Origin of the sequence: Streptomyces sp. CB01249 (assembly GCF_001905735.1) — a bacterium.
GTDB lineage: Bacteria > Actinomycetota > Actinomycetes > Streptomycetales > Streptomycetaceae > Streptomyces.
The window spans coordinates 114,545-140,402 of the sequence record NZ_LISW01000001.1 but is presented as its reverse complement, the minus strand read 5'-3'; the positions used below and the strand labels follow the sequence as shown (position 1 = coordinate 140,402).

General features: G+C 72.5%; 26 protein-coding genes. 6 read left to right on the top strand and 20 right to left on the bottom strand.

Features of this window, described 5'->3' with window-relative positions; translation table 11 throughout:
- Positions 1–51: 51 nt before the first annotated feature.
- The 7 genes from kdpC to AMK18_RS00555 form a co-directional block, all read right to left on the bottom strand.
- Complete coding sequence (kdpC, locus tag AMK18_RS00585) at positions 52–705, bottom strand: potassium-transporting ATPase subunit KdpC (RefSeq protein ID WP_018105397.1); 654 nt, start codon at positions 703–705, stop codon at positions 52–54.
- Positions 706–711: 6 nt separating this feature from the next.
- Positions 712–2,766 carry a potassium-transporting ATPase subunit KdpB gene (gene kdpB, locus AMK18_RS00580; protein ID WP_073861217.1) on the bottom strand — a complete coding sequence of 685 codons (2,055 nt, stop codon included), beginning with the start codon at positions 2,764–2,766 and terminating at the stop codon, positions 712–714.
- Positions 2,767–2,792: 26 nt separating this feature from the next.
- The gene (gene kdpA, locus AMK18_RS00575; protein WP_073861216.1) at positions 2,793–4,457 is read right to left on the bottom strand and encodes a potassium-transporting ATPase subunit KdpA; all 1,665 of its coding nucleotides are present in this window, start codon (positions 4,455–4,457) and stop codon (positions 2,793–2,795) included.
- Between the two features lie 7 nt (positions 4,458–4,464).
- Entirely contained in the window at positions 4,465–4,554 is a 90-nt protein-coding gene (gene kdpF / locus AMK18_RS00570) for a K(+)-transporting ATPase subunit F (RefSeq protein ID WP_018105394.1), read from the bottom strand.
- A gap of 303 nt (positions 4,555–4,857) precedes the next feature.
- Complete coding sequence (locus AMK18_RS00565) at positions 4,858–5,622, bottom strand: DUF3710 domain-containing protein (protein WP_018105392.1); 765 nt, start codon at positions 5,620–5,622, stop codon at positions 4,858–4,860.
- 1 nt (position 5,623) lies between these two features.
- A complete protein-coding gene (gene dut, locus AMK18_RS00560; RefSeq protein WP_018105391.1) occupies positions 5,624–6,157 on the bottom strand; it encodes a dUTP diphosphatase in 534 nt (177 codons plus the stop codon).
- The gene (locus tag AMK18_RS00555) at positions 6,157–6,741 is read right to left on the bottom strand and encodes a PaaI family thioesterase (protein WP_026171827.1); all 585 of its coding nucleotides are present in this window, start codon (positions 6,739–6,741) and stop codon (positions 6,157–6,159) included. Before AMK18_RS00555 ends, dut begins: the two co-directional genes overlap by 1 nt.
- Positions 6,742–6,799: 58 nt before the next feature.
- Between AMK18_RS00555 and AMK18_RS00550 the strand changes: the two genes are divergently transcribed.
- Positions 6,800–7,258: a DUF3093 domain-containing protein gene (locus tag AMK18_RS00550; RefSeq protein ID WP_073861215.1), complete on the top strand. Its 459-nt coding sequence runs from the start codon at positions 6,800–6,802 to the stop codon at positions 7,256–7,258.
- Here AMK18_RS00550 and AMK18_RS00545 read toward each other — a convergent pair.
- The 4 genes from AMK18_RS00545 to AMK18_RS00530 all read right to left on the bottom strand — a co-directional run bounded on the left by AMK18_RS00545 (position 7,255) and on the right by AMK18_RS00530 (position 10,806).
- Complete coding sequence (locus tag AMK18_RS00545; RefSeq protein WP_073861214.1) at positions 7,255–8,202, bottom strand: hypothetical protein; 948 nt, start codon at positions 8,200–8,202, stop codon at positions 7,255–7,257. The two genes, AMK18_RS00550 and AMK18_RS00545, sit on opposite strands and share 4 nt — an antisense overlap.
- 13 nt (positions 8,203–8,215) lie before the next feature.
- The gene (locus AMK18_RS00540; RefSeq protein WP_003965732.1) at positions 8,216–8,512 is read right to left on the bottom strand and encodes a DUF4193 domain-containing protein; all 297 of its coding nucleotides are present in this window, start codon (positions 8,510–8,512) and stop codon (positions 8,216–8,218) included.
- 405 nt (positions 8,513–8,917) lie between these two features.
- The gene (locus tag AMK18_RS00535) at positions 8,918–10,153 is read right to left on the bottom strand and encodes a sensor histidine kinase (protein ID WP_018105387.1); all 1,236 of its coding nucleotides are present in this window, start codon (positions 10,151–10,153) and stop codon (positions 8,918–8,920) included.
- Positions 10,153–10,806, bottom strand: coding sequence for a response regulator transcription factor (locus tag AMK18_RS00530; protein WP_018105386.1), 654 nt, complete (start codon positions 10,804–10,806; stop codon positions 10,153–10,155). Before AMK18_RS00530 ends, AMK18_RS00535 begins: the two co-directional genes overlap by 1 nt.
- A 384-nt stretch (positions 10,807–11,190) precedes the next feature.
- On the opposite strand from AMK18_RS00530, the gene AMK18_RS34805 reads away from it, so the two are divergent.
- Positions 11,191–11,367, top strand: a complete 177-nt coding sequence (locus tag AMK18_RS34805; RefSeq protein WP_018105385.1) for a hypothetical protein — start codon at positions 11,191–11,193, stop codon at positions 11,365–11,367.
- A gap of 87 nt (positions 11,368–11,454) precedes the next feature.
- Here AMK18_RS34805 and AMK18_RS00525 read toward each other — a convergent pair whose 3' ends face one another.
- Both AMK18_RS00525 and AMK18_RS00520 read right to left on the bottom strand, forming a co-directional pair.
- Positions 11,455–12,285, bottom strand: coding sequence for an inositol monophosphatase family protein (locus AMK18_RS00525; RefSeq protein WP_026171826.1), 831 nt, complete (start codon positions 12,283–12,285; stop codon positions 11,455–11,457).
- Positions 12,286–12,333: 48 nt separating this feature from the next.
- Positions 12,334–13,461, bottom strand: coding sequence for a ferrochelatase (locus AMK18_RS00520; protein WP_073861213.1), 1,128 nt, complete (start codon positions 13,459–13,461; stop codon positions 12,334–12,336).
- 207 nt (positions 13,462–13,668) lie between these two features.
- On the opposite strand from AMK18_RS00520, the gene AMK18_RS00515 reads away from it, so the two are divergent.
- A complete protein-coding gene (locus tag AMK18_RS00515; protein ID WP_073861212.1) occupies positions 13,669–14,991 on the top strand; it encodes a D-arabinono-1,4-lactone oxidase in 1,323 nt (440 codons plus the stop codon).
- A 7-nt stretch (positions 14,992–14,998) separates the two neighbouring features.
- On the opposite strand, the gene AMK18_RS00510 is transcribed toward AMK18_RS00515, so the two are convergent.
- The gene (locus tag AMK18_RS00510; protein WP_073861211.1) at positions 14,999–16,003 is read right to left on the bottom strand and encodes a hypothetical protein; all 1,005 of its coding nucleotides are present in this window, start codon (positions 16,001–16,003) and stop codon (positions 14,999–15,001) included.
- 495 nt (positions 16,004–16,498) lie between these two features.
- Here AMK18_RS00510 and sepH point away from each other — a divergent pair, with 495 nt between their 5' ends.
- Positions 16,499–17,557, top strand: coding sequence for a septation protein SepH (sepH, locus tag AMK18_RS00505; RefSeq protein WP_018105380.1), 1,059 nt, complete (start codon positions 16,499–16,501; stop codon positions 17,555–17,557).
- 71 nt (positions 17,558–17,628) lie between these two features.
- Here the strand turns inward: sepH and AMK18_RS00500 are convergent, their stop codons facing one another.
- Positions 17,629–18,450: a sulfurtransferase gene (locus AMK18_RS00500; RefSeq protein ID WP_073861210.1), complete on the bottom strand. Its 822-nt coding sequence runs from the start codon at positions 18,448–18,450 to the stop codon at positions 17,629–17,631.
- Between the two features lie 230 nt (positions 18,451–18,680).
- Between AMK18_RS00500 and AMK18_RS00495 the strand changes: the two genes are divergently transcribed.
- On the top strand, positions 18,681–19,457 hold the full coding sequence (locus AMK18_RS00495) for a VOC family protein (protein WP_198956922.1): 777 nt from the start codon (positions 18,681–18,683) through the stop codon (positions 19,455–19,457).
- On the opposite strand, the gene AMK18_RS00490 is transcribed toward AMK18_RS00495, so the two are convergent.
- Positions 19,429–19,875 (bottom strand): hypothetical protein, encoded by a 447-nt coding sequence (locus tag AMK18_RS00490; protein ID WP_073861208.1) that lies wholly within the window; start codon positions 19,873–19,875, stop codon positions 19,429–19,431. The two genes, AMK18_RS00495 and AMK18_RS00490, sit on opposite strands and share 29 nt — an antisense overlap.
- Positions 19,876–19,973: 98 nt before the next feature.
- On the opposite strand from AMK18_RS00490, the gene AMK18_RS00485 reads away from it, so the two are divergent.
- Positions 19,974–20,330: a MerR family transcriptional regulator gene (locus AMK18_RS00485; protein ID WP_073861207.1), complete on the top strand. Its 357-nt coding sequence runs from the start codon at positions 19,974–19,976 to the stop codon at positions 20,328–20,330.
- Positions 20,331–20,333: 3 nt separating this feature from the next.
- On the opposite strand, the gene AMK18_RS00480 is transcribed toward AMK18_RS00485, so the two are convergent.
- The 4 genes from AMK18_RS00480 to AMK18_RS00465 all read right to left on the bottom strand — a co-directional run bounded on the left by AMK18_RS00480 (position 20,334) and on the right by AMK18_RS00465 (position 25,817).
- On the bottom strand, positions 20,334–20,984 hold the full coding sequence (locus tag AMK18_RS00480; protein WP_018105375.1) for a thymidine kinase: 651 nt from the start codon (positions 20,982–20,984) through the stop codon (positions 20,334–20,336).
- Positions 20,985–21,037: 53 nt separating this feature from the next.
- Entirely contained in the window at positions 21,038–22,228 is a 1,191-nt protein-coding gene (locus tag AMK18_RS00475) for an alkaline phosphatase family protein (protein WP_073861206.1), read from the bottom strand.
- Entirely contained in the window at positions 22,228–22,824 is a 597-nt protein-coding gene (locus tag AMK18_RS00470; RefSeq protein WP_018105373.1) for a DUF5998 family protein, read from the bottom strand. The genes AMK18_RS00475 and AMK18_RS00470 overlap by 1 nt, the downstream gene beginning before the upstream one ends.
- A gap of 89 nt (positions 22,825–22,913) precedes the next feature.
- Positions 22,914–25,817, bottom strand: a complete 2,904-nt coding sequence (locus AMK18_RS00465) for a bifunctional acetate--CoA ligase family protein/GNAT family N-acetyltransferase (protein ID WP_079199197.1) — start codon at positions 25,815–25,817, stop codon at positions 22,914–22,916.
- Between the last annotated feature and the right edge of the window lie 41 nt (positions 25,818–25,858).

Below are 25,858 nucleotides of genomic sequence, written 5' to 3'. Positions count from 1 at the left end.
GTCGGCCGCCAGTATGTGCAGGTGGCACGGGACCGGGCAATGCCCCTCCCGTCAGTGCTCCGCGGTCACCAGCTGCCGCAGCGCGATGTTGAGCCGGAGGACGTTGACCCGCGGTTCCCCGATGAAGCCGAGTTCACGGCCTTCGGTGTGCCGCTCCACCAGCGCGGCGACCTGTCCGGCGTCGAGGTGGTTGCGTGCGGCGACGCGGCGGACCTGGAGCTCCGCGTACGCGGGCGAGATGTCCGGGTCGAGTCCGGAGCCGGAGGAGGTGACCGCGTCGGGCGGCACCGAGGCGGGGTCCACCGGATGCCCGGGGACGGAGTTGTCCCGGACGACGGCCGCCCTGGCGTCGGTGACCCGGTGGATCAGCTCCGGGTTGTCACCGGCGAGGTTGGACGCGCCGGAGACCAGCAGCGAGTACTGGGTGTTGAGGCTGTTGGTGCCGAGCCCTGCGGAGGGGCGCGGCTGGAACCACCTCAGGTCCGGGGCCCCGCCCGGCAGCTCGTAGCGCTGGCCGATGAGGGCGGAGCCGACGACCTTGCCGCTCTCGGTGACCTCGGAGCCGTTGGCGCGTCCGGGCATGAGCAGCTGGGCGGCGCCGGTGACCGCGAGCGGGTAGAGGACGCCGCAGACCAGGGTGAGGACGAGCAGGGCGCGCAGGGCGGCCCAGAGGCGGCGGACGGGGTTGCGTACGGATGCGTTCATGGCGGGTCAGCCGATTCCGGGGACGAGGGAGAGGAGCAGGTCGATGAGCTTGATGCCGGCGAAGGGGGCGATCAGGCCGCCGATGCCGTAGACGGCGAGGTTGCGGCGGAGCATGGACGCGGCGCCGCCGGGCCGGTAGCGGACGCCCCTGAGGGCGAGCGGGACGAGCGCGACGATGATCAGCGCGTTGAAGATCACCGCGGAGAGGATCGCGGTGCGCGGTGAGGACAGGTCCATGATGTTGAGCCGGTCCAGGCCCGGGTAGAGCGCGGCGAACATCGCGGGGATGATCGCGAAGTACTTCGCCACGTCGTTGGCCAGCGAGAACGTGGTGAGCGCCCCGCGCGTGATCAGCAGCTGCTTGCCGATCTCCACGATCTCGATGAGCTTGGTCGGGTCGGAGTCCAGGTCGACCATGTTCCCGGCCTCCTTGGCGGCCGAGGTCCCGGTGTTCATGGCGACGCCGACGTCGGCCTGGGCGAGCGCCGGGGCGTCGTTGGTGCCGTCACCGGTCATCGCGACGAGCCCGCCGCCGGCCTGCTCGCGCTTGATGAGGGCCATCTTGTCCTCGGGCGTGGCCTCGGCGAGGAAGTCGTCCACCCCTGCCTCCTCGGCGATGGACTTCGCGGTCAGCGGGTTGTCGCCGGTGATCATGACGGTACGGATGCCCATGCGACGCAGCTCGGCGAATCGTTCCGGCATGCCCTCCTTGACGACGTCCTTGAGGTGGACGACGCCCAGGACCCGCGCCCCGTCCGCATCCTCCACGGCCACCAGGAGCGGGGTGCCGCCGGCCGCGGCGATGCGGTCGGTGAGGGTCCGCGCCTCCTCGGGGACGCCGCCGCCGCGCTCCTTGACCCAGGCGACGACGGCTCCGGTGGCGCCCTTGCGGACCTTGCGCCCGTCCACGTCCACGCCCGACATGCGGGTGCGGGCGGTGAAGGCGACCCAGGTGGCGCCGGACAGCTCGCCCGCGTGGCGTTCGCGCAGCCCGTACCGCTCCTTGGCGAGGACGACCACGGACCGGCCCTCGGGCGTCTCGTCGGCCAGCGAGGCGAGCTGCGCGGCGTCCGCGAGTTCCGCGCCGGTGACCCCGGCGACGGGCAGCAGGTCGGTGGCGCGGCGGTTGCCGAGGGTGATGGTCCCGGTCTTGTCGAGCAGCAGCGTGGAGACGTCCCCGGCCGCCTCCACGGCGCGCCCGGACATCGCGAGCACGTTGCGCCGCACGAGCCGGTCCATGCCCGCGATGCCGATGGCGGAGAGCAGGGCGCCGATGGTGGTCGGGATGAGGCAGACCAGGAGCGCGGTGAGCACGATCATGGACTGCGCGTCGCCCGCGTACACGGCGAAGGGCTGGAGGGTGACGACGGCGAGCAGGAAGACGATCGTGAGGGACGCCAGGAGGATGTTCAGGGCGATCTCGTTGGGCGTCTTCTGCCGGGCGGCGCCCTCGACCAGGGCGATCATCCGGTCGATGAACGTTTCTCCGGGCTTGGTGGTGATCCGGATGACGATCCGGTCGGAGAGCACCTTCGTACCGCCGGTGACGGCACTGCGGTCGCCGCCCGACTCGCGGATGACCGGGGCGGACTCGCCGGTGACGGCGGACTCGTCCACGCCCGCGACACCCTCCACGACGTCCCCGTCGCCAGGGACGATGTCCCCCGCCTCGCAGACGACCAGGTCGCCGACGCGGAGGTCGGTGCCCGCGACGCGCTCCTCGCGGTCGCCGGTGAGGCGGCGGGCGACGGTGTCCGTCTTCGCCCGGCGCAGGGTGTCCGCCTGGGCCTTGCCGCGGCCCTCGGCGACCGCCTCCGCGAGGTTGGCGAAGACCGTCGTGAGCCAGAGCCAGCCGGTGATCGCCCAGCCGAACCAGTCGCCGGGGTCCAGGGCGGCGAGGACGGTGGTGAAGACGGACCCCACGAGGACCACGAACATGACCGGGGAGGCGGCCATCGCGCGGGGGTGGAGCTTGCGCAGTGCTTCGGGCAGCGCGGCGAGCAGCGTCTTCGGGTCGAACAGCGCGGCGCCGGCACGTCCCTGCCGCACGGATGCGGTCATCGGGCTCTCCTGCTTCGTACGAGGGGTCATGACGCCAGCCCTTCGGCCAGCGGGCCCAGGGCGAGGGCCGGGAAGTAGGTCAGGCCGGCCACGACCACGACGACCGCGGCCAGCAGTCCGCTGAACAGCGGGGTGTGGGTGGGGAGGGTGCCCGAGGTCGCCGGGACGGGCCGCTGCTCGGCCAGCGAGCCGGCGAGGGCCAGGACGAACACCATGGGCAGGAACCGGCCGAGCAGCATCGCGAGCCCGATGGTGGTGTTGAACCATGGAGTGTCGGCGGCGAGCCCGGCGAACGCCGAGCCGTTGTTGTTGGCGCCGGAGGTGTACGCGTACAGGATCTCGGAGAAGCCGTGCGCCCCCGGGTTGGCCACCGAGTGGGGCGGGGTGGGCAGCGCGACGGCCACGGCGGTGAAGCCGAGCACCAGGGCCGGGGTGACCAGGAGGTAGCAGGCGGCGAGCTTGATCTCGCGGGTGCCGATCTTCTTGCCGAGGTATTCGGGCGTGCGGCCGACCATCAGCCCGGCGACGAACACCGCGATGAGCGCCATGATCAGCATGCCGTAGAGGCCGGAGCCGACGCCGCCGGGGGCGATCTCGCCGAGCTGCATGCCGAGCAGCGTGATGCCGCCGCCGAGGCCGGTGAACGAGGAGTGGAAGGAGTTGACCGCGCCCGTCGACGTGAGGGTGGTGGCCACGGAGAACAGGGCGGAGCCGCCGACCCCGAACCGGGTCTCCTTGCCCTCCGTCGCCCCGCCCGCGAGCTGGAAGGCGGGGCCGTGGTGGGCGTACTCGGTCCACATCATCAGCGCGGAGAACCCGAGCCAGAAGACGAGCATCGTGGCGAGCAGCGCGTACCCCTGCCGTACCGAGCCGACCATGCGGCCGAAGGTGCGGGTCAGGGCGAACGGGATGACCAGGATCAGGAAGATCTCGAAGAGGTTGGACAGCCCGTCGGGGTTCTCGAAGGGGTGCGCGGAGTTGGCGTTGAAGTAGCCGCCGCCGTTGGTGCCCAGCTCCTTGATGGCCTCCTGGGAGGCGACCGCGCCGCCGTTCCACTGCTGCGCACCGCCCGTGAACTGCCCGACCTCGTGGATGCCGGAGAAGTTCTGGATCGCCCCGCAGGCGACGAGGACGAGCGCGCCGACGACCGCGATCGGCAGCAGGATGCGGACGGTGCCGCGCACCAGGTCGGCCCAGAAGTTGCCGAGCTCCCCGGTGCGGGAGGCGGCGAACCCCCGTACGAGGGCCACCGCGACGGCCATGCCGACGGCGGCCGAGACGAAGTTCTGCACGGCGAGGCCGCCGGTCTGCACGACGTGGCCCATGGCCTGCTCGCCGGCGTACGACTGCCAGTTGGTGTTGGCGACGAACGAGGCGGCCGTGTTGAACGCCTGGTCCGGGCTGATCGAGGAGAAGCCGAGCGAGCCGGGCAGGGCGCCTTGGAGCCGTTGCAGCAGGTAGAGGAAGACGACGCCGACGGCGGAGAAGGCGAGGACACCGCGCAGATAGGCGGCCCGGCGCATCTGCGTGTCGGGGGTGACGCCTATCGCCCGGTAGATCCACTTCTCGGCCCGCAGATGGCGGGGCGAGGTGTAGACGCGGGCCATGTGGTCGCCGAGCGGCCGGTACGCCAGCCCCAGCGCGACGACGAGCGCGAGGAGCTGGAGCACGGCGGAGAGGACGGGGCTCATGTCGGGCTCAGAACCTCTCCGGGAAGAGGAGGGCCAGGACGAGATATCCCAGCAGGGCGGCGGCCACGACGAGGCCGGCCACGTTGTCCGCGCTCACAGCTTCGCCACCCCCTTGGCGACGAGTGCCACCAGCGCGAAGACCGCGATCGTGGTGACGACGAAGGCCGCATCGGCCATCGGATGCTCCTGAATGAGGTGTCGATGAATCGGACCCCTTGAGCAAACCGCCCCCCGGCACCGCCGTGACCTGCGTTGATGCCTCCCTTACGGAAGCGGGCCCGGCCTTGACGACGCCTGTACGCCGCCGATACGCGTCCCGTACGCGCCGGCGCACGCAAAAGCCGGTGGGCCGCACCCCGGGAAGGGGTACGGCCCACCGGCCGGTGTCCGCGGGTGCGGGTCAGCGCACCTCGGTGATCTCGGGACCGCGCTGGAGGCCCGCCATGCCACCGGAGAACTTCGAGCCCTCCTGGTCCTCCTGCTGCACGCCCTCGGGAACCATCTGGGCGTCGTTGGGGAGCTTGAGGACGATCGGGTCGCGCGGGGCCATCGGGCCCTCGCCGCGGACGACCACGGTGTCCCGGAAGACCGACTCCAGGAGCCCGGCGGCCTCCGGCTGCACGGCGCCCTGGCCGGAGATCACCCCGCGCAGGAACCAGCGCGGGCCGTCGACGCCGACGAAGCGCACCAGCTGCACGCCGTTCGCCCCGTCGGGAAGCTGTACGGGGACCTGTGCGCGCAGCTCCCAGCCCAGCGGGCCCTCGACCTCGTCGATGATGCCGCCCTGCTGGGTGATGCCCGAGGCGATCTCCTCGCGGACCTCGCCCCAGATGCCCTCCTTCTTGGGGGCGGCGAAGGCCTGCAGCTGGACCGCGCTGTCGCGCATCACGACGGTGGCGGCGACGATCGCGTCACCGGCGACCTCCACGCGCAGCTCCATGCCCTCGACGCCGGGCACGAAGATGCCGCCCAGGTCGACCCGGCCGTCGCCGGGCTGGGACACCTCGCTGATGTCCCACGGACCGTCCGGGCGCGGCGCCGGCGGAAGGTTCGTCCGGCGGGACTCGCCCTCGGCGTCATCCTGCTCGTCGACGACCTGCTCGGCCTCGCGCGCCTCGTCCGCCGTGTCATCGGCGGCATCACTGTTCTTGCGACGTCCGAACACGTCACTGTCCTTCCCGGTCGGATTCGACCGAAGCGTAGCTGTTCCCGCCCTGGGGAACCCCGCCCCGGACGCCATCAACATCAACGGCGGCATGGCCGCCGGTGGACCCGAAGCCCCCTTCGGCCCGCGCCGAGCCGGGAAGCTCCGACACCTCGTGGAAGCGCACCTTCTCGACCTGCTGCACGACCAGTTGGGCAATCCGGTCGAACCGCTCGAACCGCACGGACTCGCGCGGGTCGAGATTGACGACGATCACTTTGATCTCTCCACGGTACCCGGCATCGACCGTCCCCGGGGCATTCACCAGGGCGACTCCGCAGCGGGCGGCGAGACCGGATCGCGGGTGCACGAACGCGGCGTACCCGTCGGGCAGGGCGATCGAAACCCCGGTGGGCAGTACGGCCCGCTCCCCCGGTGCCAGCTCGGCGGCCTCGGTCGTCACGAGGTCCGCGCCGGCGTCGCCGGGGTGCCCGTAGGCCGGAAGCGGAACATCCGGGTCGACCCGGCGGATCAGGACGTCGACGGGATGGCGCATCACGGGTTCACCTCGAAGGCGCGGGCACGCCTGACCTGGTCGGGGTCGGCCATGGCCGCCTGGATCTCGGCCGGCCGGCCGTTCTCGATGAAGTGGTCGACCTTGACCTCGATGAACAGGGCGTCGGCGCGCACCGCGACCGGCCCGTCCGGGCCGCCGATCCGGCCGGTGGCCCGGGAGTAGATCTTCCGCCCGTGCACGGCGGTGACCTCGGCGTCGAGGAACAGCACGGTGTCGACGGGGACGGGCCGCACGAAGTCGGTCTCCAGCCGTCCGGTGACCGCGATGACCCGCAGCAGCCAGTTCAGCGAGCCGAGCGTCTCGTCCAGCGCCGTGGCCAGCACCCCGCCGTGCGCCAGGCCCGGGGCGCCCTGGTGGGCGGCCTTCACGGTGAACTCGGCGGTCACCCGGACCCCCTCGCCGGCCCGCGCCTGGAGGTGCAGTCCGTGGGGCTGGCCGGAGCCGCAGCCGAAGCAGTGCTCGTAGTGCGCGCCGAGGAGCTCGCCGGGGGCCGGGGCTTCGGGGTGCCGGACCGGTTTCACCGCGTCGGCCGGGGGCGTCAGAGCCGCAGATGTTCCACTCACAGGCGCAGACCTTACCCGCGCGGGTAAGGCGCCGGTCGCGCCGTGCCAAGCTGGAGCCATGCAGCCTTCGACTCCGCCCTACGACGAACGCCTCACCGCACCCCGTTCATGGTGGCTGATCGCCGTCCTGATCGGCATCGCGTGCGCGCTGATGCTGCTGCCGCTGGGCACCCTGCCGCTCCTCGCCGGACTGGCCGGCGGCACGGTCCTGTCGGCCGTCGCGGTCAGCTCGTACGGCTCCGCCCGCATCCGGGTCGTGGCGGGGGCGCTGGTCGCCGGGGACGCCCGGATCCCGGTCTCGGCGCTCGGGGAGGCCGAGGTGCTGGACGCCGAGGAGGCGCGCGCCTGGCGCACGCACAAGGCGGACGTCCGGGCCTTCATGCTGCTGCGCAGCTACATCCCGACGGCGGTCCGGGTGGAAATCACCGACCCGGAGGACCCGACCCCGTACGTCTATCTCTCGACGCGCGATCCGAAGGCCCTGGTGGCGGCGCTGAACGCGGCGGTCCCGGCCTAGAAGCCCTCAGGTTTCAGCGGGGGCTGCTCCGGGAGGCTGTCCCAGGGGATCTGCTTCTCGCGCAGGTCCTTCCTGACCCGCTCGGCGAGCTTCCTGGTGTCGCGCCGGTTCATGGACGCGCCGACCGCGGCGCCGACCATGAACGGGATCAGGCTCGGCAGGTTGCGCACGGTGCGCTTCATGATCTGGCGGCGCAGCTCGCGCTTCATCCGGCCGCTCAGCGCCGCGTCGACCGTGGCGGGGCGGGTGATCTCGATGCCGCGCTCCTCGGTCCATGCGGTGAGGTAGGCGGTGGAACGCCGGCCGACGCCGCCCGGGGGACGCCGTCCGTAGACCTCGTGCAGCTCGGCGACGAGCTTCATCTCTATGGCGGCGACGCCGGTGACCTCGGTGGCCAGCTCGGCGAGCATCGCGGGCGGCACGGGCATCATGGCCGCCGCGCCGATTCCGGCGCCGACGGTGGCGGTCGCGCGGCTCGCGCCCACGACGAGCCGGTCCGCGATCTCCTCCGGCCCGAGGCCGGGAAAGTGCTTGCGCAGGGTGGCGAGGTCGCGCACAGGGACGCGGGGAGCGATGTGGATGATCAGGTCCGCGATATGACCGATCGCTTCCTTGGCGCTCTCCCCGCCCTTGCGTACGCCCCGTTTCACTGAACTCAGACGGCCTGCCCCGGTCACGGGCTCCGTCCTGCCGACCTGTCCGGCCCCATCGGCCGTGTCGACTCCGGCAGCCTCACGGGCTGCGCGTACGGCTACTTCGGCCGCTTCGAGCGAGGCCGCCTGCAGGCCCCGCTCGTCGTCCTGTCCGTCCGGCGAAGGTGGCAGGGCGGACCGCTCGGCAGACGCCTCTGCGCCCTCTGCCGGGCCTGTACCGCCCTGGTGCGCCTCCGGTGGCCTTCTTCTGCCCCAGGGGCGCCGCTTGCGGAACGGTGTGTCCCCTGCCACGGCCGACCGGATCTCAGTCGCAGTCGCGGCAGATCGGCTGGCCGTTCTTCTCGCGGGCCAGCTGACTGCGGTGGTGCACGAGGAAGCAGCTCATGCAGGTGAACTCGTCGGCCTGCTTGGGCAGGACCCGTACGGCCAGCTCCTCGTTGGACAGGTCTGCGCCGGGCAGCTCAAGGCCCTCGGCCGCGTCGAACTCGTCGACGTCGACGGCGGATGCCGTCTTGTCGCTCCGGCGCGCCTTCAGCTCTTCAAGGCTGTCCTGATCGACGTCGTCGTCGGTCTTGCGTGGGGTGTCGTAATCCGTTGCCATGTCGCTCTCCCCCTCTGGGTGTCTGCGGTGTCTCAGCGCTCGTAACGCGTGAGAGGCCGGACTTGTGCCCGACCTGAGGCGGAGATTTTGCCTCACATCAAGGTCTGTTACTCAATCGACACCCAAAAGGACCGCTCGGGAGTGATCAGCTTGGGTGGCGATGGGGACCGTACACGGTCCCGGCGGCGCCCTTTACCGGCGCCACCCCGTGTACTTCCCGTCATGCCTGCCCCCGAAAACCCGGCGATTCGCCGGGTTTCCGGTGAGTTCCCTGGTCACGGAGCGTGGACAGGGAGATATTCGCTCCTGTGATCGATCACACACGGTCTCTTCGGGATCAGGTCCCGAAAATTCCGCTCAAAGCGAACAAAAAATAATCGGTGCGCAAAGCTCCTCTCGGGCCGGTCAGACCGGCAGTGAGACGCGCATCACAAGACCACCGCCTTCGCGGGGCTCGGCGATGATACGGCCGCCGTGGGCGCGGGCGACGGACCGCGCGATCGACAGACCGAGCCCGACCCCCTTGTCGCTGCCCGTCCGCTCCGTACGCAGCCGCCTGAACGGCTCGAAGAGGTTGTCGATCTCGTACGCCGGGACCACCGGCCCCGTGTTCGAGACGACGAGCACCGCCTGGCCGGGCAGCAGCTCCGTGCTCACGTCGACCCAGCCGCCCTCCGGGACGTTGTAGCGGACGGCGTTCTGTACGAGGTTCAGCGCGATGCGCTCCAGCAGGACGCCGTTGCCCTGGACGACGGCCTCGGCCAGCTCCACGCGCATCTCCACGCCCTTGGCCTCGGCCTCGCCGCGCGCCTGGTCCATGGCGCGCGAGGCGACCTCGGCGAGGTCGACGGGTTTGCGCTCGATGATCTGGTTGTCGCTGCGGGCCAGCAGCAGCAGGCCCTCCACCAGCTGCTCGCTGCGCTCGTTGGTGGCCAGCAGCGTCTTGCCCAGCTGCTGGAGCTCGGGCGGGGCCTCCGGGTCGGAGAGGTGGACCTCCAGCAGCGTGCGGTTGATGGCCAGCGGCGTGCGCAGCTCGTGCGAGGCGTTGCCGACGAACCGCTGCTGCGCGGTGAAGGCCCGCTCCAGCCGGTCCAGCATGTCGTCGAAGGTGTCGGACAGCTCCTTGAGCTCGTCGTCCGGCCCGTCCAGCTCGATGCGCCTGGACAGGTCGGTCCCGGCCACCCGGCGGGCGATGCGGGTGATCCGGCCCAGCGGCGAGAGCACCCGGCCCGCCATGCCGTAGCCGAAGGCGAAGGCGATGATGCTGAGCCCCACCAGGGCCAGCAGCGACCGGTTCAGCAGCGTGTCCAGGGCCTGCTGGCGCTGGTGATTCACGCAGGAGTTCATCGCGGCGTTGACCGCGCTCGGCGAGTTGCCGTGCTCCAGGAGGTTGCAGACCTTGCTGGACATGTAGCCGTCGACGACCTTGAAAGGCAGCTCGCTGCCCACGTGCAGGGCCTGCGCCGCCAGCATGTAGATGATCGACAGCAGCAGGATGCCCGCGATCAGGAACATGCCGCCGTACAGCAGCGTGAGCCGTATCCGAATCGTCGGACGCAGCCAGGGGTACGAGGGCTCCTGCTGCTTCGGCTCCCAGGTGGGCTTGGGGGGTGCGGGCGGCGGGGCGGCGGGCACGGGCATCAGATCCGGTAGCCGGAGCCGGGCACCGTGACGATCACGGGCGGCTCACCGAGCTTGCGGCGCAGGGTCATGACGGTCACCCGGACGACGTTGGTGAACGGGTCGGTGTTCTCGTCCCAGGCCTTCTCCAGCAGCTGCTCCGCCGAGACGACGGCGCCCTCGCTGCGCATCAGGACCTCCAGGACGGCGAACTCCTTGGGCGCGAGCTGGACCTCCTGGCCGCCCCGGAACACCTCCCGGCGGTTGGGGTCCAGCTTGATCCCGGCCCGCTCCAGGACGGGCGGCAGGGCGACGGTGGTCCGCCGGCCGAGGGCCCGGACCCGGGCGGTCAGCTCGCTGAACGCGAAGGGCTTGGGCAGATAGTCGTCGGCGCCGAGCTCCAGGCCCTCCACCCGGTCGCTGACGTCCCCGGACGCGGTGAGCATGAGGACCCGGGTGGGCATCCCGAGCTCCACGATCCGGCGGCAGACGTCGTCGCCGTGGACCACGGGGAGATCGCGGTCGAGCACCACGACGTCGTAGTCGTTGACCTCGATGCGCTCCACCGCCGCGGCCCCGTCGTACACGACATCGACGGCCATGGCCTCACGGCGCAATCCGGTGGCCACCGCATCGGCGAGCAGCTGCTCGTCCTCCACGACGAGTACGCGCACGGCGCTTCCTTCCCTAGAACTTCGCAAGCGGTCTGCACCACGGGGCGCCGGGCGCCCGGGACGGCCCGGCCGCCCGCGCCGCGGGCACGGCCCCGGCACACTTGTGCGGCTCCATCCTGCCCGTAACCCGCATAAACCGGCGGTAAGACGTCCCGCCCCGACCTGCGGCTTCGGGGAAGCTACGGGATTTCCGGGCCAGTTGAGGTTTCTCTGAGCTTCAGGCGGGGGAGTACGCATTCACACCCGCCGATCACGTCTTCCCATGTGGCGTTGTCACAGGCCCCTCCGTCCCCCGGAGAGTGCGTGATCACCCGCCCTACCGCCTCGGCGGAGGGAAACCCGGGCACACCCCCGTGCCACCGACCCACGATGAGGGGGCGCTTCATGGACGCTTTCACCGCAGGTCTGCTGCAACGCATCAAGACGACCGAGGACGACCTCACGAAGGCCCGCGAGACGGGCGACGACTTCCTCGCGGACGTCGAGCAGAGCGAGCTGGACGACCTCCGTCGTCTCGCCGCCGAGCACGGTGTGCGGATCAGCACGACGACGAACGCCTGACCGTCGCTATGGGCGAAAGGCCCCGCAGCCGCCGTACAGCGGCTGCGGGGCCTTTCTGCTGCCCCGGTACGGGTTCGACGCCCCGTATCAGTCGTGCCAGGCGCCCAGCCCGTCCAGGAGGGCCTGGAGCGGTTCGAAGACACCGGGGGACGCGGCGACGGTCAGCTCGCCGTCGGCCGGCCTGCCCGGGCGCCCGCCGGTGAGGGCACCGGCCTCCCGGGCGATGATGTCGCCCGCGGCCAGGTCCCAGGGGTGCAGCCCGCGCTCGTAGTAGCCGTCGAGCCGGCCGGCGGCCACGTCGCAGAGGTCGATCGCCGCGGAGCCGCCGCGCCGGATGTCCCGGACCTGCGGGATGAGGTCGCGCGCCACCTCGGCCTGGTGGGCGCGGACCTCGGCGACGTAGTTGAAGCCGGTGGCCACCAGCGCCTCGGAGAGCGGGGCGGTCTCCCGGCACCGCAGCCGGACGGGCCGGTCGCCGTACGCGCCGCCCGTGACGAAGGCCCCGTGGCCGCGCTGCGCGAAGTACGTCTCGCCGCGCATCGGGACCTCCACCACACCGGCGACCCGCTCGCCGTACATCTCGATGCCGATGGAGACGGCCCAGGACGGGAGTCCGTAGAGATAGTTCACGGTGCCGTCGAGCGGGTCGATCACCCAGCGCACGCCGCTGACGCCCTCGGAGGTCGTACCGCCCTCCTCGCCGAGGTAGCCGTCGAGGGGGCGGAAGTCGATCAGGAACTCGGTGATCAGCTTTTCGGCGGCAAGGTCCATCTCGGTGACGACGTCGACCGGGCTGGACTTGGTCGCGGCCACGCCCAGTCCCGCCGGACGCCCGTCGCGCAGCAGCCGGCCGGCGAGTTCCGCGGCTTCCTGGGCGAGTTCGAGCAGGGTCTCCACTGAGTGTTCGACTCGGGTCACGGCGTTCCCTAAGAGGTTGAGAAGGGGTGGACAGGGAAGAGCGAGGGCTTACGCGTAGGGGCTGTCGGCCCCCGCGGCGGCGGGCTTGGGCGCCCGGGCCGGGCAGCAGCCCACCGGGCAGAGGTCGTGGCTCGCGCCGAGCGTCCCGAGGGCGCACCGCTGCGGCGCGCGGCCCCGCTCGGCGGCGGCCCGTTCCAGGACGAGCTCGCGCACGGCGGCGGCGAACCGGGGATCGGCGCCGACCGTCGCGGAGCGGCGTACCGGCAGGCCCAGCTCGGCGGCCTTCGCGGTGGCCTCGGTGTCGAGGTCGTACAGGACCTCCATGTGGTCCGAGACGAAGCCGATGGGCGCCATCACGACGGCGGGGACGCCCTCGCCGTGGAGCGCTTCGAGGTGGTCGCAGATGTCGGGCTCCAGCCACGGGATGTGCGGCGCGCCGCTGCGCGACTGGTAGACCAGCCGCCAGGGGTACGCCGTGCCGGTCCGCTCGCGCACCGCGTCCACGATCAGCCGGGCCACGTCGAGGTGCTCGGCGACATAGGCGCCGCCGTCCCCGTGCGCCTCCGCGGGGCCCGAGGTGTCGGCCGCCGTGGTCGGGATGGAGTGCGTGGTGAAGGCCAGGTGCGCGCCGGGGCGCACCGCGTCGGGCAGGTCCGCCAGCGAGGCGAGAACGCCCTCGACCATGGGCTCCACGAAGCCGGGGTGATTGAAGTAGTGCCGGAGTTTGTCCACGCGCGGCACGGGAAGACCCTCGGCCTCCAGGGCGGCCAGCGACTCGGCGAGGTTCTCGCGGTACTGCCGGCAGCCGGAGTACGAGGCGTAGGCGCTGGTCGCCAGGACGGCGATGCGGCGGTGGCCGTCGGCGGCCATCTCGCGCAGGGTGTCGGTGAGGTACGGGGCCCAGTTGCGGTTGCCCCAGTACACGGGCAGGTCCAGCCCGTGCTCGGAGAAGTCCTTGCGCAGCGCGTCGAGGAGGGCCCTGTTCTGGGCGTTGATCGGGCTGACGCCCCCGAACAGGAAGTAGTGCTTGCCGACCTCCTTGAGCCGTTCCTCGGGGATGCCCCGGCCGCGGGTCACGTTCGCGAGGAACGGGACCACGTCGTCCGGGCCTTCGGGGCCACCGAAGGAGAGCAGCAGCAGGGCGTCGTAGGGGGCGGGATCGCGCAGATCGGACATGGCGTCGATCCTGCCACCCGCGCGGGGGCGGGGTGGCACCGACGTCCGGAGCGGGCACTTCCGGTCCCCGCACGGGGTGGCGGGAGGGGTGGATGCATATGCGGGAGCCGTGAGTATGATCCCCCTCCAACCGGCCGGTAACCCGTGGTTTCCGGCCGGGAAAGCGCCGGCTGGGTGGGCCGGTTCCTAGGGAAGGGCGCGGGGAAGATGACCGAGACCTACGCACGGACGGCGACGGGCCCGTGGCGCAACTGGGCGGGGACCGTCACCGCGCGGCCGGCCCGGACCGTGTCTCCCGCCTCCGTGGACGAGCTGGCCGAGGCGCTGCGCAGGGCGTCCGAGGACGGGCTGCGGGTGAAGCCGGTCGGCACCGGCCACTCGTTCACCGCGACCGCGGCCACCGACGGGCTGCTGATCCGGCCCGATCTGCTGACCGGCATCCGCGAGATCGACCGCAAGGCGATGACGGTGACCGTCGAGGCGGGCACCCCGCTCAAGCGCCTGAACACGGCGCTGGCCCGCGAGGGCCTCTCGCTCACCAACATGGGCGACATCATGGAGCAGACGGTCGCCGGAGCCACCTCCACCGGCACGCACGGCACCGGCCGTGACTCGGCGTCCATATCCGCGCAGATACGCGCCCTGGAGCTGGTCACCGCGGACGGCACGGTGCTGACCTGCTCGGAGACCGAGAACGCCGATGTGTTCGCGGTGGCGCGGATCGGGCTCGGCGCGCTGGGCGTCATCACCGCGATCACCTTCGCCGTGGAGCCGGTCTTCCTGCTGACCGCCCGCGAGGAGCCGATGAGCTTCGACCGGGTGACGGCCGACTTCGATCAGCTCGTGACCGAGAACGAGCACTTCGAGTTCTACTGGTTCCCGCACACCGGGAACTGCAACACCAAGCGCAACAACCGCAGCGCCGGTCCCGCCGCCCCGCCCGGCAAGGTCAGCGGCTGGGTCGAGGACGAGCTGCTGTCCAACGGCGTCTTCCAGGTCGCCTGCGCGCTCGGCCGGGCCGTACCCGCCACGATCCCCTCGATCGCCAGGATCTCCAGCCGGGCCCTGTCGGCGCGTACGTACACCGACATCCCGTACAAGGTGTTCACCAGCCCGCGCCGGGTGCGGTTCGTGGAGATGGAGTACGCACTGCCGCGTGAGGCCGCGGTCGAGGCGCTGCGCGAGGTCCGGGCGATGGTGGACAGCTCGCCGCTGCGGATCAGCTTCCCGGTGGAGGTGCGCACCGCGCCCGCCGACGACATCGCGCTCTCCACGGCGTCGGGCCGGGAGAGCGCGTACATCGCCGTCCACATGTACCGGGGCACGCCCTACCAGGCGTACTTCACCGCGGTGGAGCGGATCATGACCGCGCACGGCGGCCGCCCGCACTGGGGCAAGATCAACACCAGGGACGCCGCGTACCTCTCCGGGGTGTATCCGCGTTTCGGCGAGTTCACGGCCGTACGCGACCGGCTGGACCCGGACCGGCTGTTCGGCAACGACTACCTGCGCCGGGTGCTGGGCGACTGACCCGGGCTCACTCCCCCGCTCCGGTGCCCGCGGGCGCCGGAGCGCCGTCCGTGGCCGTCGGGTCGGGCGTCGCGCTCTCGCCGCCGTCCGTGGCGCTCGGGGTGGGCGTGGGCGTGGGCTCGACGCCGCCGCCCGCCGGGTCCGAGGGGGTGGGCGAAGGCGTCGCCCCTTCGGTGGGAGCGCCGCTGCGGTCCGGCCGCGGGGCGGTGCCGTCCTCGTCCCGGCCGCCGGTGCCGGGCGTCGCCGTGCCGCTCTCGTCCTGGCGGCCGGGGTTCGTCCCGTCCTGGCCGGGTCCGGTGGTTTCGGCGGGCCCGGGCGTGGAAGACCCGCTGCCGTGCCCACCGCGTACGACGGAGCCCACGGTCGTCCCATGGCCGCCGCTCAGGTCGTCGCCGGAGATCAGTTCGTAGGTGGTGATGCCGGCCATCGAGACCGCGAAGACCACGGCCGCGCCGATCGCCGACCGCTTCCAGCCACGCAGCCGGGTGCCGTGCGTGGTCGCCTCGGAGAACTCCTCGTCGCGCCCGGCACCGGCGGCGGGGCTGCGCAGCACGGTCGTCGCGTCGGGCTCCACGCGGCGCAGGAGCGTCGTCTCGTCCGGGTCGGCCCGGCGCAGGAGCATCGTCTCGTCCGGCCGCGGGTCCGCCCGGCGCAGCACCGTGGTGGCGTCGTCCACCGCTCCCAGCAGGACGGTCTCCTGCGGCGAGGGCTCCGGCCGCCGCGCCCCGGTCTCGCGGGTGTAAACGGTCACCTCGCGGTCCGGGTGCTTCACCTGGACCGTGACCTCGCGGATCTGCTCCCCCGTACGACGGAAGAAGTGCTGGAAGACCGAGCCGCCGCAGGTCGCCACGACGCTCATGACTCCGGCGCCCGCGATGGTTCCGTACACACCGAGCTGGGAAGCCGCCACGGCCGCCGCCACCGCGGCGACCGCACTGCCCGCCACCTGGGGCAGGCTCAGATCGATCCGCCTCTCCTTGGGTTCTATGTCGCTTTCCGGCTTCTGCACCATTTCCAGCCCTTGATTGACATCTCTCCCACCATGCACCAACTAGGGACACGTGAGCGAAGCCGAAAGTTCCGGTTGCGTGGATTATGTGAAGCACGACACGGATCATGAGCGGGAGGCGTCAGGAGGGGTAGGCCAACTCCCGCACCTCACGAGAACTTCGACGGCGCGGCGGTCCACCCACATGGCCCGAATGGAGTACTGTGGCGAGCCCTGGGGCCGGACTCCCGAGCGGGCGTCCGGAACCTTCGGGAGGGGGCCGAAGGAGGCACTCGATCCGGCGGCGCACGGCATCGCACGGCGGCCAGCTACACGGAGTGACCATCGGTCACTTTGCGTTGCGTACGGGCTACCGTGGCATACCGGCGATCAAGGGCTCACGCCCGACACGCCGGGCAACACGGCAATGTTGTGGCAGGCTGCACCCGGGCAGGCCACACTCGACTAGCGGAAGCAGCGACGCACGTGACGTCGGCAGGCACCACCCGGGAGGTCCCCATGCCCGAACTGCGTGTCGTGGCCGTCTCCAACGACGGCACACGACTGGTGCTCAAAGCTGCGGACAGTACGGAGTACACGCTTCCGATCGACGAGCGGCTGCGAGCCGCCGTGCGCAACGACCGCGCCCGGCTCGGCCAGATCGAGATCGAGGTGGAGAGCCACCTCCGCCCGCGCGACATCCAGGCACGGATACGAGCCGGCGCCTCCGCCGAGGAGGTCGCCCAGTTCGCCGGGATCCCCGTCGACCGTGTCCGCCGTTTCGAGGGCCCCGTGCTCGCGGAGCGCGCCTTCATGGCCGAGCGGGCCCGGAAGACTCCCGTGCGCCGTCCCGGCGAGAACACCGGCCCCCAGCTCGGCGAGGCGGTGCAGGAGCGGCTGCTGCTGCGCGGCGCCGACAAGGAAACCGTCCAGTGGGACTCCTGGCGCCGCGACGACGGCACCTGGGAGGTCCTGCTCGTCTACCGGGTCGCGGGTGAGCCGCACTCGGCGAGCTGGACGTACGACCCGCCGCGCCGGCTGGTCCAGGCCGTGGACGACGAGGCCCGTTCGCTGATCGGCGAGACGGACGAGGTCGCCGCGCCCGAGCCCAGCTTCCCGTTCGTGCCCCGGATCGCCCGGCTGCCGCGCGACCGGCCGCTGGACCGCGCGCTGGACCGGCAGATCGAGCGTCCGGCCCCGCCGCCGCCCCCGGAGCCCGAGGAGCGGATCGCCGGGGTGACCGCGAGCGAGCGGGATTCCCTCACCAGCCTGCTGGAGGCCGTGCCCAGCTTCCGCGGTGACATGGTCGTACCGGAGCGGCCCGCGCCGCCCGAGCCCCCGGCGATCGAGCCGCCGGAGCGGGAGCCGGAGGCCGAGGAGCCGCCGGCCGCGTCGGCCGGAGCGGGCTCCGCGTACGCGGACGTCCTGATGCCGCGCGCGGTCGCCGGTCACCGCGACCGGCTGACGGGGACGACGGACCGGCAGGCCGAGGCGGACGGCGTCCGGCCCGGGCGCAGAGCCGCCGTGCCCAGCTGGGACGAGATCGTCTTCGGCACCCGCCGCAAGAAGCAGGACTAGACGGCATGCCAAGGGCCCGTACGCGAGCGCGTACGGGCCCTTGTGCGTCGTCCCGCGACGACGGCGTGCCGTTAGCTGGGGTCGGGTCCGGTGGCGACCGGGCGCGACTCGTCGGCGGACCAGTCGGACCAGGAGCCCGCGTAGAGGGCGGCCCGGTGCCCGGCGAGTTCCAGCGCCAGCACCTGCTGGGCCCCGGACACGCCCGATCCGCAGTAGACGCCGACCTCCCCTTCGACGCCCAGCCCGGCGAACCGGGCGGCCAGGCGCTCGGGGTTCAGGAAGCGGCCGTCCGCGTCCACGTTCTCGCCGGTCGGCGCGGAGAGCGCGCCGGGGATGTGGCCGCCGATCCGGTCGATGGGTTCCACATCGCCCCGGTAGCGCTCGGCCGCCCGCGCGTCGAGCAGGACACCCGAGCGGGCCAGGGCCGCGGCGCCGTCCGCGTCGAGCAGCGGCAGCGCTCCCGGGGCGGGCACGAAGTCGCCCTCGGCCGGGTCCGGGGTCTCCTTCGACAGCTCCCCGGTCCAGGCCGCGAGGCCGCCGTCCAGCACCCGTACGTCGGCGTGCCCGGCCCAGCGCAGCAGCCACCAGGCCCGGGCGGCCGCCCAGCCCTGACCACCGTCGTAGACGACGACCGGGCTGTCCCGGCGGACTCCGGCGCGGCGCATCGCGGCGCCGAACTCCGCCGGGTCGGGCAGCGGATGGCGGCCGCCGCTGCCCGCCGGTCCGGCGAGCTCCGCGTCGAGGTCCACGAAGACCGCGCCGGGGATGTGCCCCGCCTCGTAGTCGGGCCGGCCGTGCGGGCCACCCAGCTGCCAACGTACGTCCAGGAGCACCGGCGGACGCGGCCCCGCCAGTTCGCTCGCGCATTCGGATGCGGAGATGATGGGCTTCATGCGTGCCATCCTCGCCCAGACGCCCGGCTGCCCGTAACCACGGCCAAGCGGTTATACCAGGACAAACCGGTCCGCCTGGGACGAGATCCCGGACCTGACGGCGCGGCCGGAGCGCATCCCACGCCCGGTGGTGCAAGCATCTGCACGGGGCGTACACAACTCGCACCGCACCCCGGCGCGCCGGCCCCGTTTTCCCGTACGGCCACCACGATGGTCCGAGGAGAGTGACGATGACCGAGGCTGCCGCTCGGCGTACACCCGGAACACCTTGCTGGGTGAGCCTGATCGTGCACGGCCTGCGCACGACCCAGAACTTCTACGCCGAGCTGTTCGGCTGGGAGTTCGGCCCCGGCCCCGAGCAGCTCGGCCCGTACGTACGGGCGCTGATCGACGGGAAGGAGGTCGCGGGCATCGGCCAGCTGCCGCCGGACCGGCACCTCCCGATCGCCTGGACGACCTATCTGGCCACCGACGACGCCGATCAGACGGCGGAGGCCATCCGGGCCTGCGGCGGCACGGTCGGCGTCGGGCCGCTCGACGCGGGCGAGGCGGGCCGCATGGCCATCGCCTCCGACCCGGGCGGGGCCGTCTTCGGGATCTGGCAGGCCGCCGCGCACATCGGCACCGCACTGGCCGGGACGCCCGGCACCCCGGTCTGGAACGAGCTGGTGACCCGGGAGACGTCGACGGTCGCCAAGTTCTACCAGGCGGTCTTCGGCTACGAGACCAAGGCCGTCGTCTCGGCGGACTTCGACTACCAGACCCTGCACCTCCAGGGCCGCCCGGTCGCCTCGCTGCACGGCGTCGGCCACGCCCCGCTGCGCGACCGGGGGCCGCACTGGATGACGTACTTCGAGGTGGCCGACACGGACGAGGCCGCGCAGCAGGTCGCGGAGCTAGGCGGTCAGGTTTTGACCCCGCCGAGGGAGGGCCCGAGCGGCCGGGTCGCGACGGTCGCGGACCCGGAGGGCGCGGTCTTCACGATCCAGCGCTCGGTGGCACGCTGACCGCACCGCGTACGAGCCGCCAGGGTGCGAGCTGGACGACGCCGAACGCCACCTCGGCCACCAGGAACAGCCAGAGCCAGTACGGGGCGCCGTGGGCGAGCGCGTACGCCTGCCACAGGGCGAACAGCGTGCGCGCGAGGCCGTCGTAGAGACCGTGCACCGGCAGCGGCCGGACGAGGCGCAGGAGCGCCCAGACGACCACCACCGACCCCATGAGGTTGGCGTAGAGGGTTTCGATCGGGTCGAGGGCGGGCAGGGCGCCCGCCCCGATCGCCTCCCCCAGCCGGGACAGTGCACTGTTCACCAGCGTGTACGTCCACGGGGTGGCGAACCCCGCGGTGACGACGAGGTCGTACCACGCGCTGGCGCGTACGAAACGCGGATAGGCGGGGTGGGAGGGTGTGACGGTACGGAACAAGGCGGGGCTCCTGACGGCTTCCTTCACGGACGCCCCCGACCGTAAACACTGGAGTACTGTCCAAGGTCAAGTCCGCGGACCCGGAGGGTGGGAGAGCCGTGCGCATCGGGGAGCTGGCCGCGCAGACGGGGCTGAGCAGGGACACCATCCGCTTCTACGAGAGGACCGGGCTGATCTCCGGGCAGCGGCTGCCCAACGGCTACCGCGACTTCCCACCGGAGACGGTCCCCTGGCTCGCCTACGTCCGTACCGCCCAGGCGCTCGGCTTCTCCCTGGCCGAGATCGCGCGCACGGGCGAGGAACTGTGCGACACACCGGACAGCGCGGCGGCACTGTCCGCGCTGTTCGAGGAGAAGATCGCGGTCATCGACGCGCGCATGGCCCAACTCAGCGCCCTGCGGGCCGACCTGACCGCACGTGCCCACACGGGCTGCCCGCTGCGGGCGGCGGGCTGAGCGTCAGGCGGAGCTGACCGGCAGGACGTCCGGGGAGAGCGCGGCGGCCTGGGCGGACGCCGCGGTGGCTCGGCGGCGGTGGTGACGGCGGCACAGGACCTCGTAACCGACCTCGCCCGCCGGGCGGTTCACATCGCCGACGACGACCTGTGCGCCCTCCACGACCATCTCGCCGTCCACGGTCCGGGCGTTGTGCGTGGCGCGGGCGCCACACCAGCAGAGGGCTTCGACCTGGAGCTGTTCTATCCGGTCCGCGAGCTCGACCAGCCGTTGCGAGCCGGGGAAGAGCCGGGTGCGGAAGTCCGTCGTGATGCCGAAGGCGAAGACGTCCATCTCCAGGTCGTCCACGACCCGGGCCAGCTGGTCGATCTGGGCCGGGGCCAGGAACTGAGCCTCGTCCACGATCACGTAGTCGACCCGGCCGCCCTTGGACAGCTGGGCGACGAGATACGCGTACAGGTCCATGTTCTCGTCGGCCTCGACGGCCTCCGTGACCAGGCCGAGGCGCGAGGAGAGCTTCCCCTCCCCCGCCCGGTCGTCCCGGGTGAAGATCACGCCCTGCAGGCCCCTCGCCGACCGGTTGTGGCCGATCTGGAGGGCCAGGGTGCTCTTTCCGCAGTCCATCGTTCCGGAGAAGAACACAAGCTCGGGCATGAGGGGTTGAGCACCTTTCGGGACGGGAAGGGAGAGCGGCTGGACGGAACGGGCTACGAGCGTACTTCGAGGAGCGGGACGAACTGCTCGACGGGGGTCATGGAGCCGTGCATGCCGACCATGGCCGACTCGTGCGGCTCGTTGCGCGAGGCGGTGATCACCACGTCGTCGTGGGCGGCGGCGACCACATCGCCGATCCGGCCGTACACCCGCTCGTCGACGCGGGGGCCGAACCAGCCCGCGGCGACGGCCTCGTCCCGGCTCGCCACCCAGAACTGCTCGCCCAGCACCTCGCGCCAGACGGCCAGCACGTCGGACGCGGCGCCCGGGACGGCGTACACGTGCCGCGCCCGGCCCTCGCCGCCGAGCAGCGCGACGCCGGCGCTCAGCTCCCAGTCCTCGTCGAAGTCGATCCGGGACTGCTCGTCGAAGGGGATGTCGATCATGCCGTGGTCGGCGGTGATGTAGAGCGCCGAGCGCGGCGGAAGCTGCTCGGCCAGGCGCCGGGCCAGCCCGTCGACGTACATCAGCTGTCCGCGCCAGGCGTCGGAGTCGGTGCCGAAGCGGTGGCCCTTGCCGTCGACCTCGCTGTAGTACGTATAGACGAGCGAGCGGTCGCCGTGGGCCAGCCGTTCGGCGGCGGTGTCCATCCGCTCCTCGCCGCTGAGCCGGCCGAGGAAGGAGCCGCCGCTCAGCCCGACCTTGGTCAGCGGGGTCTGCTCGAAGGCGGGGGCGGAGACCTGGGCGGTACGCACACCGGCGGCGTCGGCGAGCTGGAAGAGGGTGGGGTGGGGTTGCCACGCCTTCGGCGGGGTCCACGGCTTCCAGCGGAGCTGGTTCATCAGCTCGCCGGTCTCGGGGTTACGGACGGTGTAACCGGGAAGACCGTGCTCGCCCGGGGGCAGGCCGGTGCCGACGGAGGCCAGCGAGGTCGCCGTGGTGGCCGGGAAACCGGCCGTGATCGGGCGGCCGGTGCCGCCGCGCGAGGTCGGCAGCAGGGAGTGCAGGAACGGGGCCTCGTCGGGGTGGGCCTTGATCTGCTCCCAGCCGAGGCCGTCGATCAGGAAGACGCAGTTCCGGTCGGCGGGGGCGAGTTCGCCGATGGCCGCCTCGAAGCCCGGGACCTCCTGGCCCGCGAGCAGGGTCGGCAGCAGGTCGGCGAGCGAGCCGCTGCCGTACTCCGGGACGGGCGCGCTGTCGACGGGCAGCGGGACGAAGTCGTCCGGCCAGGCCGGCTGGACCATCAGCGGCCGGCCGCGGGGGTCGCGACCGTGGCCTCGGAGAGCGCCTGGGCGAAGGCGAGGGTCTGGCGCACGGTGTCCGGGCCGTCGCCGGCCTCGCTGACCCGCAGGCTCAGGTCGTCGGCGGTGGTGCTGCCGGTGTAGCCGTGGTCCGCCTCGCAGTTCGGGTCGCCGCAGGCGGCGGGCTCCAGGTCGATCCGGGAGACCGCGCCCCAGCCGATGGTCAGGACGACCTCGCGGGGCAGGGTGCCCGGGACGTACTTCTCCGGGTTGGCGACGACGCGGCTGACCACGACCGAGGAGATCCGGTCCAGCTTGACCGACTCCGTCGAGGTGGTGGCGTACGGCGAGGGGGAGCTGGTGTCCGCGTTCTGCTCGTCGGTGTGGCTGACGATGAAGCGGGTGTCCGTGAGCACCAGCACCGTGACGTGCCGGCGCACCTCGTTGGAGTCGAAGGTCGTCTCCTGGTGCACCAGGTACGAAGCGACCGGCTCACCGCCCACGGCGGCCTCCACCGCCTCGGCCACGAGGGCCGGGTAGTAGCCGCTGCGCTCGATCGCCGCGCGCAGCCCCTGGGTGGTCGTACCGGTCTTAGCCATGGGAACCATCCTACGGGGGCCGGATGGCTGCCGGGGACGCCGCCGGAGCCCCTGTCCCGGGCGGTCCAGGGGGACGCGAGCGGGGCCCGTCAGTAGTTCGACAGGCGGCGCGGGCCGAGGTCGTTCCGGGCCGGGGGCGGTGAGAGGCGGACGCTCGCCCCGAGCACGGAGAGCCCCTGCGGGGCGACCACGACCGGTTCCAGGGCGATGGAGACCACCTCGGGATGGTCGTCGACCAGCCGGGAGACCCGCAGCAGCAGCTCCTCCAGCGCGGCGGTGTCCACCGGCGCCGCACCGCGCCAGCCGAACAGGACCGGGGCCGCGCGGATGGACCGGATCAGCTCGGCGGCGTCCCGGTCGGTGGCCGGGACCAGGCGGTGGGCGGTGTCGCCGAGCAGCTCGGAGGGCGCCCCGGCGAGACCGAACGAGAGCACGGCGCCCGCGGCCGGGTCGATGGTGGCCCGTACGACGGTGTCGACGCCGCGCGGCGCCATGGCCTGGACGACGGGCCGCAGCTCCGCCGGTTTGCCGAGCAGTTCGGTGAGGTCGCCGTACGCGCGGCGCAGGGCCGCCTCGCTGTCGAGGTCCAGGCGTACGCCCCCGAGGTCGGCCCGGTGGCGCAGATGGGGCGCGGTCGTCTTGAGCGCCACCGGGTAACCGAGCCGGGCGGCGGCCGCCACGGCCTCCTCCGGACCGGGGGCGGGCAGCGTGGGGCGTACGGCGATGCCGTAGCAGGCGAGGAGTTCGCGGGCCTCGTCGTGGCCGAGCGGCCTGCCGCGCGGGTCGGGGTCCTCGCCGAGGAGCGCGTCGATGCGGGCGGCGGCGCCCGGGGGGTCGATGGTGTCGTCGAGGAAGTCGGGCACCTTGCCGGGCGTCGCGGCCTGCCGCCGCCACTGCGCGTACCGCACGGCCTCGGCGAGCGCCCGCACGGCGCGCTCGGCGGCGGGGTAGGCGGGGATGCGGCCGCGGCGGGGGGCGTCCTCCGGGGGGACGCCGGGGGCGGCGTCCGCATTGGCGGGCTGCGGGGCGGTGGGCTGCGGGGCGCTCGGCGGCGCGGCGGGGGCCGCCGTCGTCCCCTGCGCCGCCGTGAACGGCTGGGTGGCCGGGCGCGGCTGCGCCACCGTGCTGGTGGCGGCCGACAGCGCCTCCGCCAGGCCGCCGATCTCGACGTGGACCACGGCGACCGGCTTGGCAGGACCGGCGGCGGCCGCCGCGTGCAGCGCGGTGGCCAGGACCTCGCCGTCGCCCGACTCCGCCTCGCCGTTCTCGCCGACCCACGGGATCGCCGTCACGATCACGGCGTCGCACGCACCGTCGGCCAGCGCCGCCGACAGCGCGTCCCGGAAGTCCTGCGGGGTGGCGGACGTGGTGAGGTCGATGGGCGGGCGCGGGCGAAGCCCCTCGGCCAGGCACACGTCGTACGTGAGCAGCCCCAGGGACTCCGAGTTGCCGAGGATCGCGACGCGTCCGCCCGCCGGAAGCGGCTGGTCCGCGAGGAGCAGCCCGGCGTCGACCATCTCGGTGACCGTGTCGACGCGGATGACCCCCGCCTGCCGCATCAGCGCGGAGACCGTGGAGTCGGGGATGCGGCTGACGGGGACGGCGTGGCCGGGCGGGGTGGAGCCGCTGTGCCGGGCGCCCTTGACCACGACCACCGGCTTCACGGCGGCGGTACGGCGGGCGAGGCGGGTGAACTTGCGCGGGTTGCCCAGCGACTCCAGGTAGAGCAGGGCGACATCGGTGTCCGGGTCCTCGTACCAGTACTGAAGGAAGTCGTTGCCGGAGATGTCGGCCCGGTTGCCGGCCGAGATGAAGGTGGAGAGGCCCGCGCCGCGCCGGTAGAGCCCGGAGAGCAGGGCGATGCCGATGGCGCCGGACTGGGTGAACAGGCCGATGCGCCCGGAGGCGGGCCGGTCCGGGGCGAGCGAGGCGTTGAGCCGGACGGCCTCGGAGTTGTTGATGACGCCGAACGCATTGGGTCCGATGATCCGCATGCCGTACGAACGGGCCTGGCGCACCAGTTCCCGCTGGCGTTCGCGGCCCTCGGCGCCCCACTCGGCGTAACCGGCGGAGAGGACCACCAGCCCCTGGACGCCGTGCTCCCCGCAGTCCGCGACGGCCTCCGGGACGCGGTCGGCGGGTACGGCCACCACCGCGAGGTCGACCGGCTCGCCGATCTCGCCCAGGGAGCGGTGCGCGGGGACCCCGTCGATGGTGTCCTGTCCGGCGTCGAGGGCGCTGTTGACCGCGTGGACGCGGCCGGTGAAGCCCGCGCCGAGCAGGTTGCGCAGGACCGTGCGGCCGACGCCGCCGGGGGTGCGGCCGACGCCGATGACGGCGACGGAGCCGGGGGCGAGCAGCCGCTGCACGGACTTGGCCTCGGCGCGCTGTTCGCGGGCGCGCTGGACGGCGAGGGATTCGGCGGTGGGTTCGAGGTCCAGGGTGAGGTGGACGGAGCCGTCCTCGAAGCTGCGCTGCTGGGTGTAGCCGGCGTCCCGGAACACCTTGATCATCTTGGTGTTGGCGGGCAGCACCTCTGCGGCGAACCGCCGGATGCCGCGTTCGCGGGCGACGGCCGCGATGTGTTCGAGCAGGGTCGAGGCCACGCCCCGGCCCTGGTGGGCGTCCTGGACGAGGAAGGCGACCTCGGCCTCGTCGGCGGGGGCCGAGGCGGGGCGGCCGGTCGCGTCGATCCGGTCGTAGCGGACGGTGGCGATGAACTCGCCGCCCACCGTGACGGCCAGACCCACCCTGTCGACGTAGTCGTGATGGGTGAAGCGGTGGACGTCCTTGGCGGAGAGCCGAGGGTAGGGCGCGAAGAAGCGGTAGTACTTCGACTCGTCGGAAACCTGCTCGTAGAAGCTGACCAGGCGCTCGGCGTCGTCCGTGGTGATCGGCCTGATCCGCGCGGTGCCGCCGTCGCGGAGCACCACGTCCGCCTCCCAGTGATCGGGGTAGGCGTGATGCGGACTCTGCTCCGGAGAGGGCTGCATGAGGAAAGCCTACGGCTGTCGCACGGGTCGCGGGCGTGCCG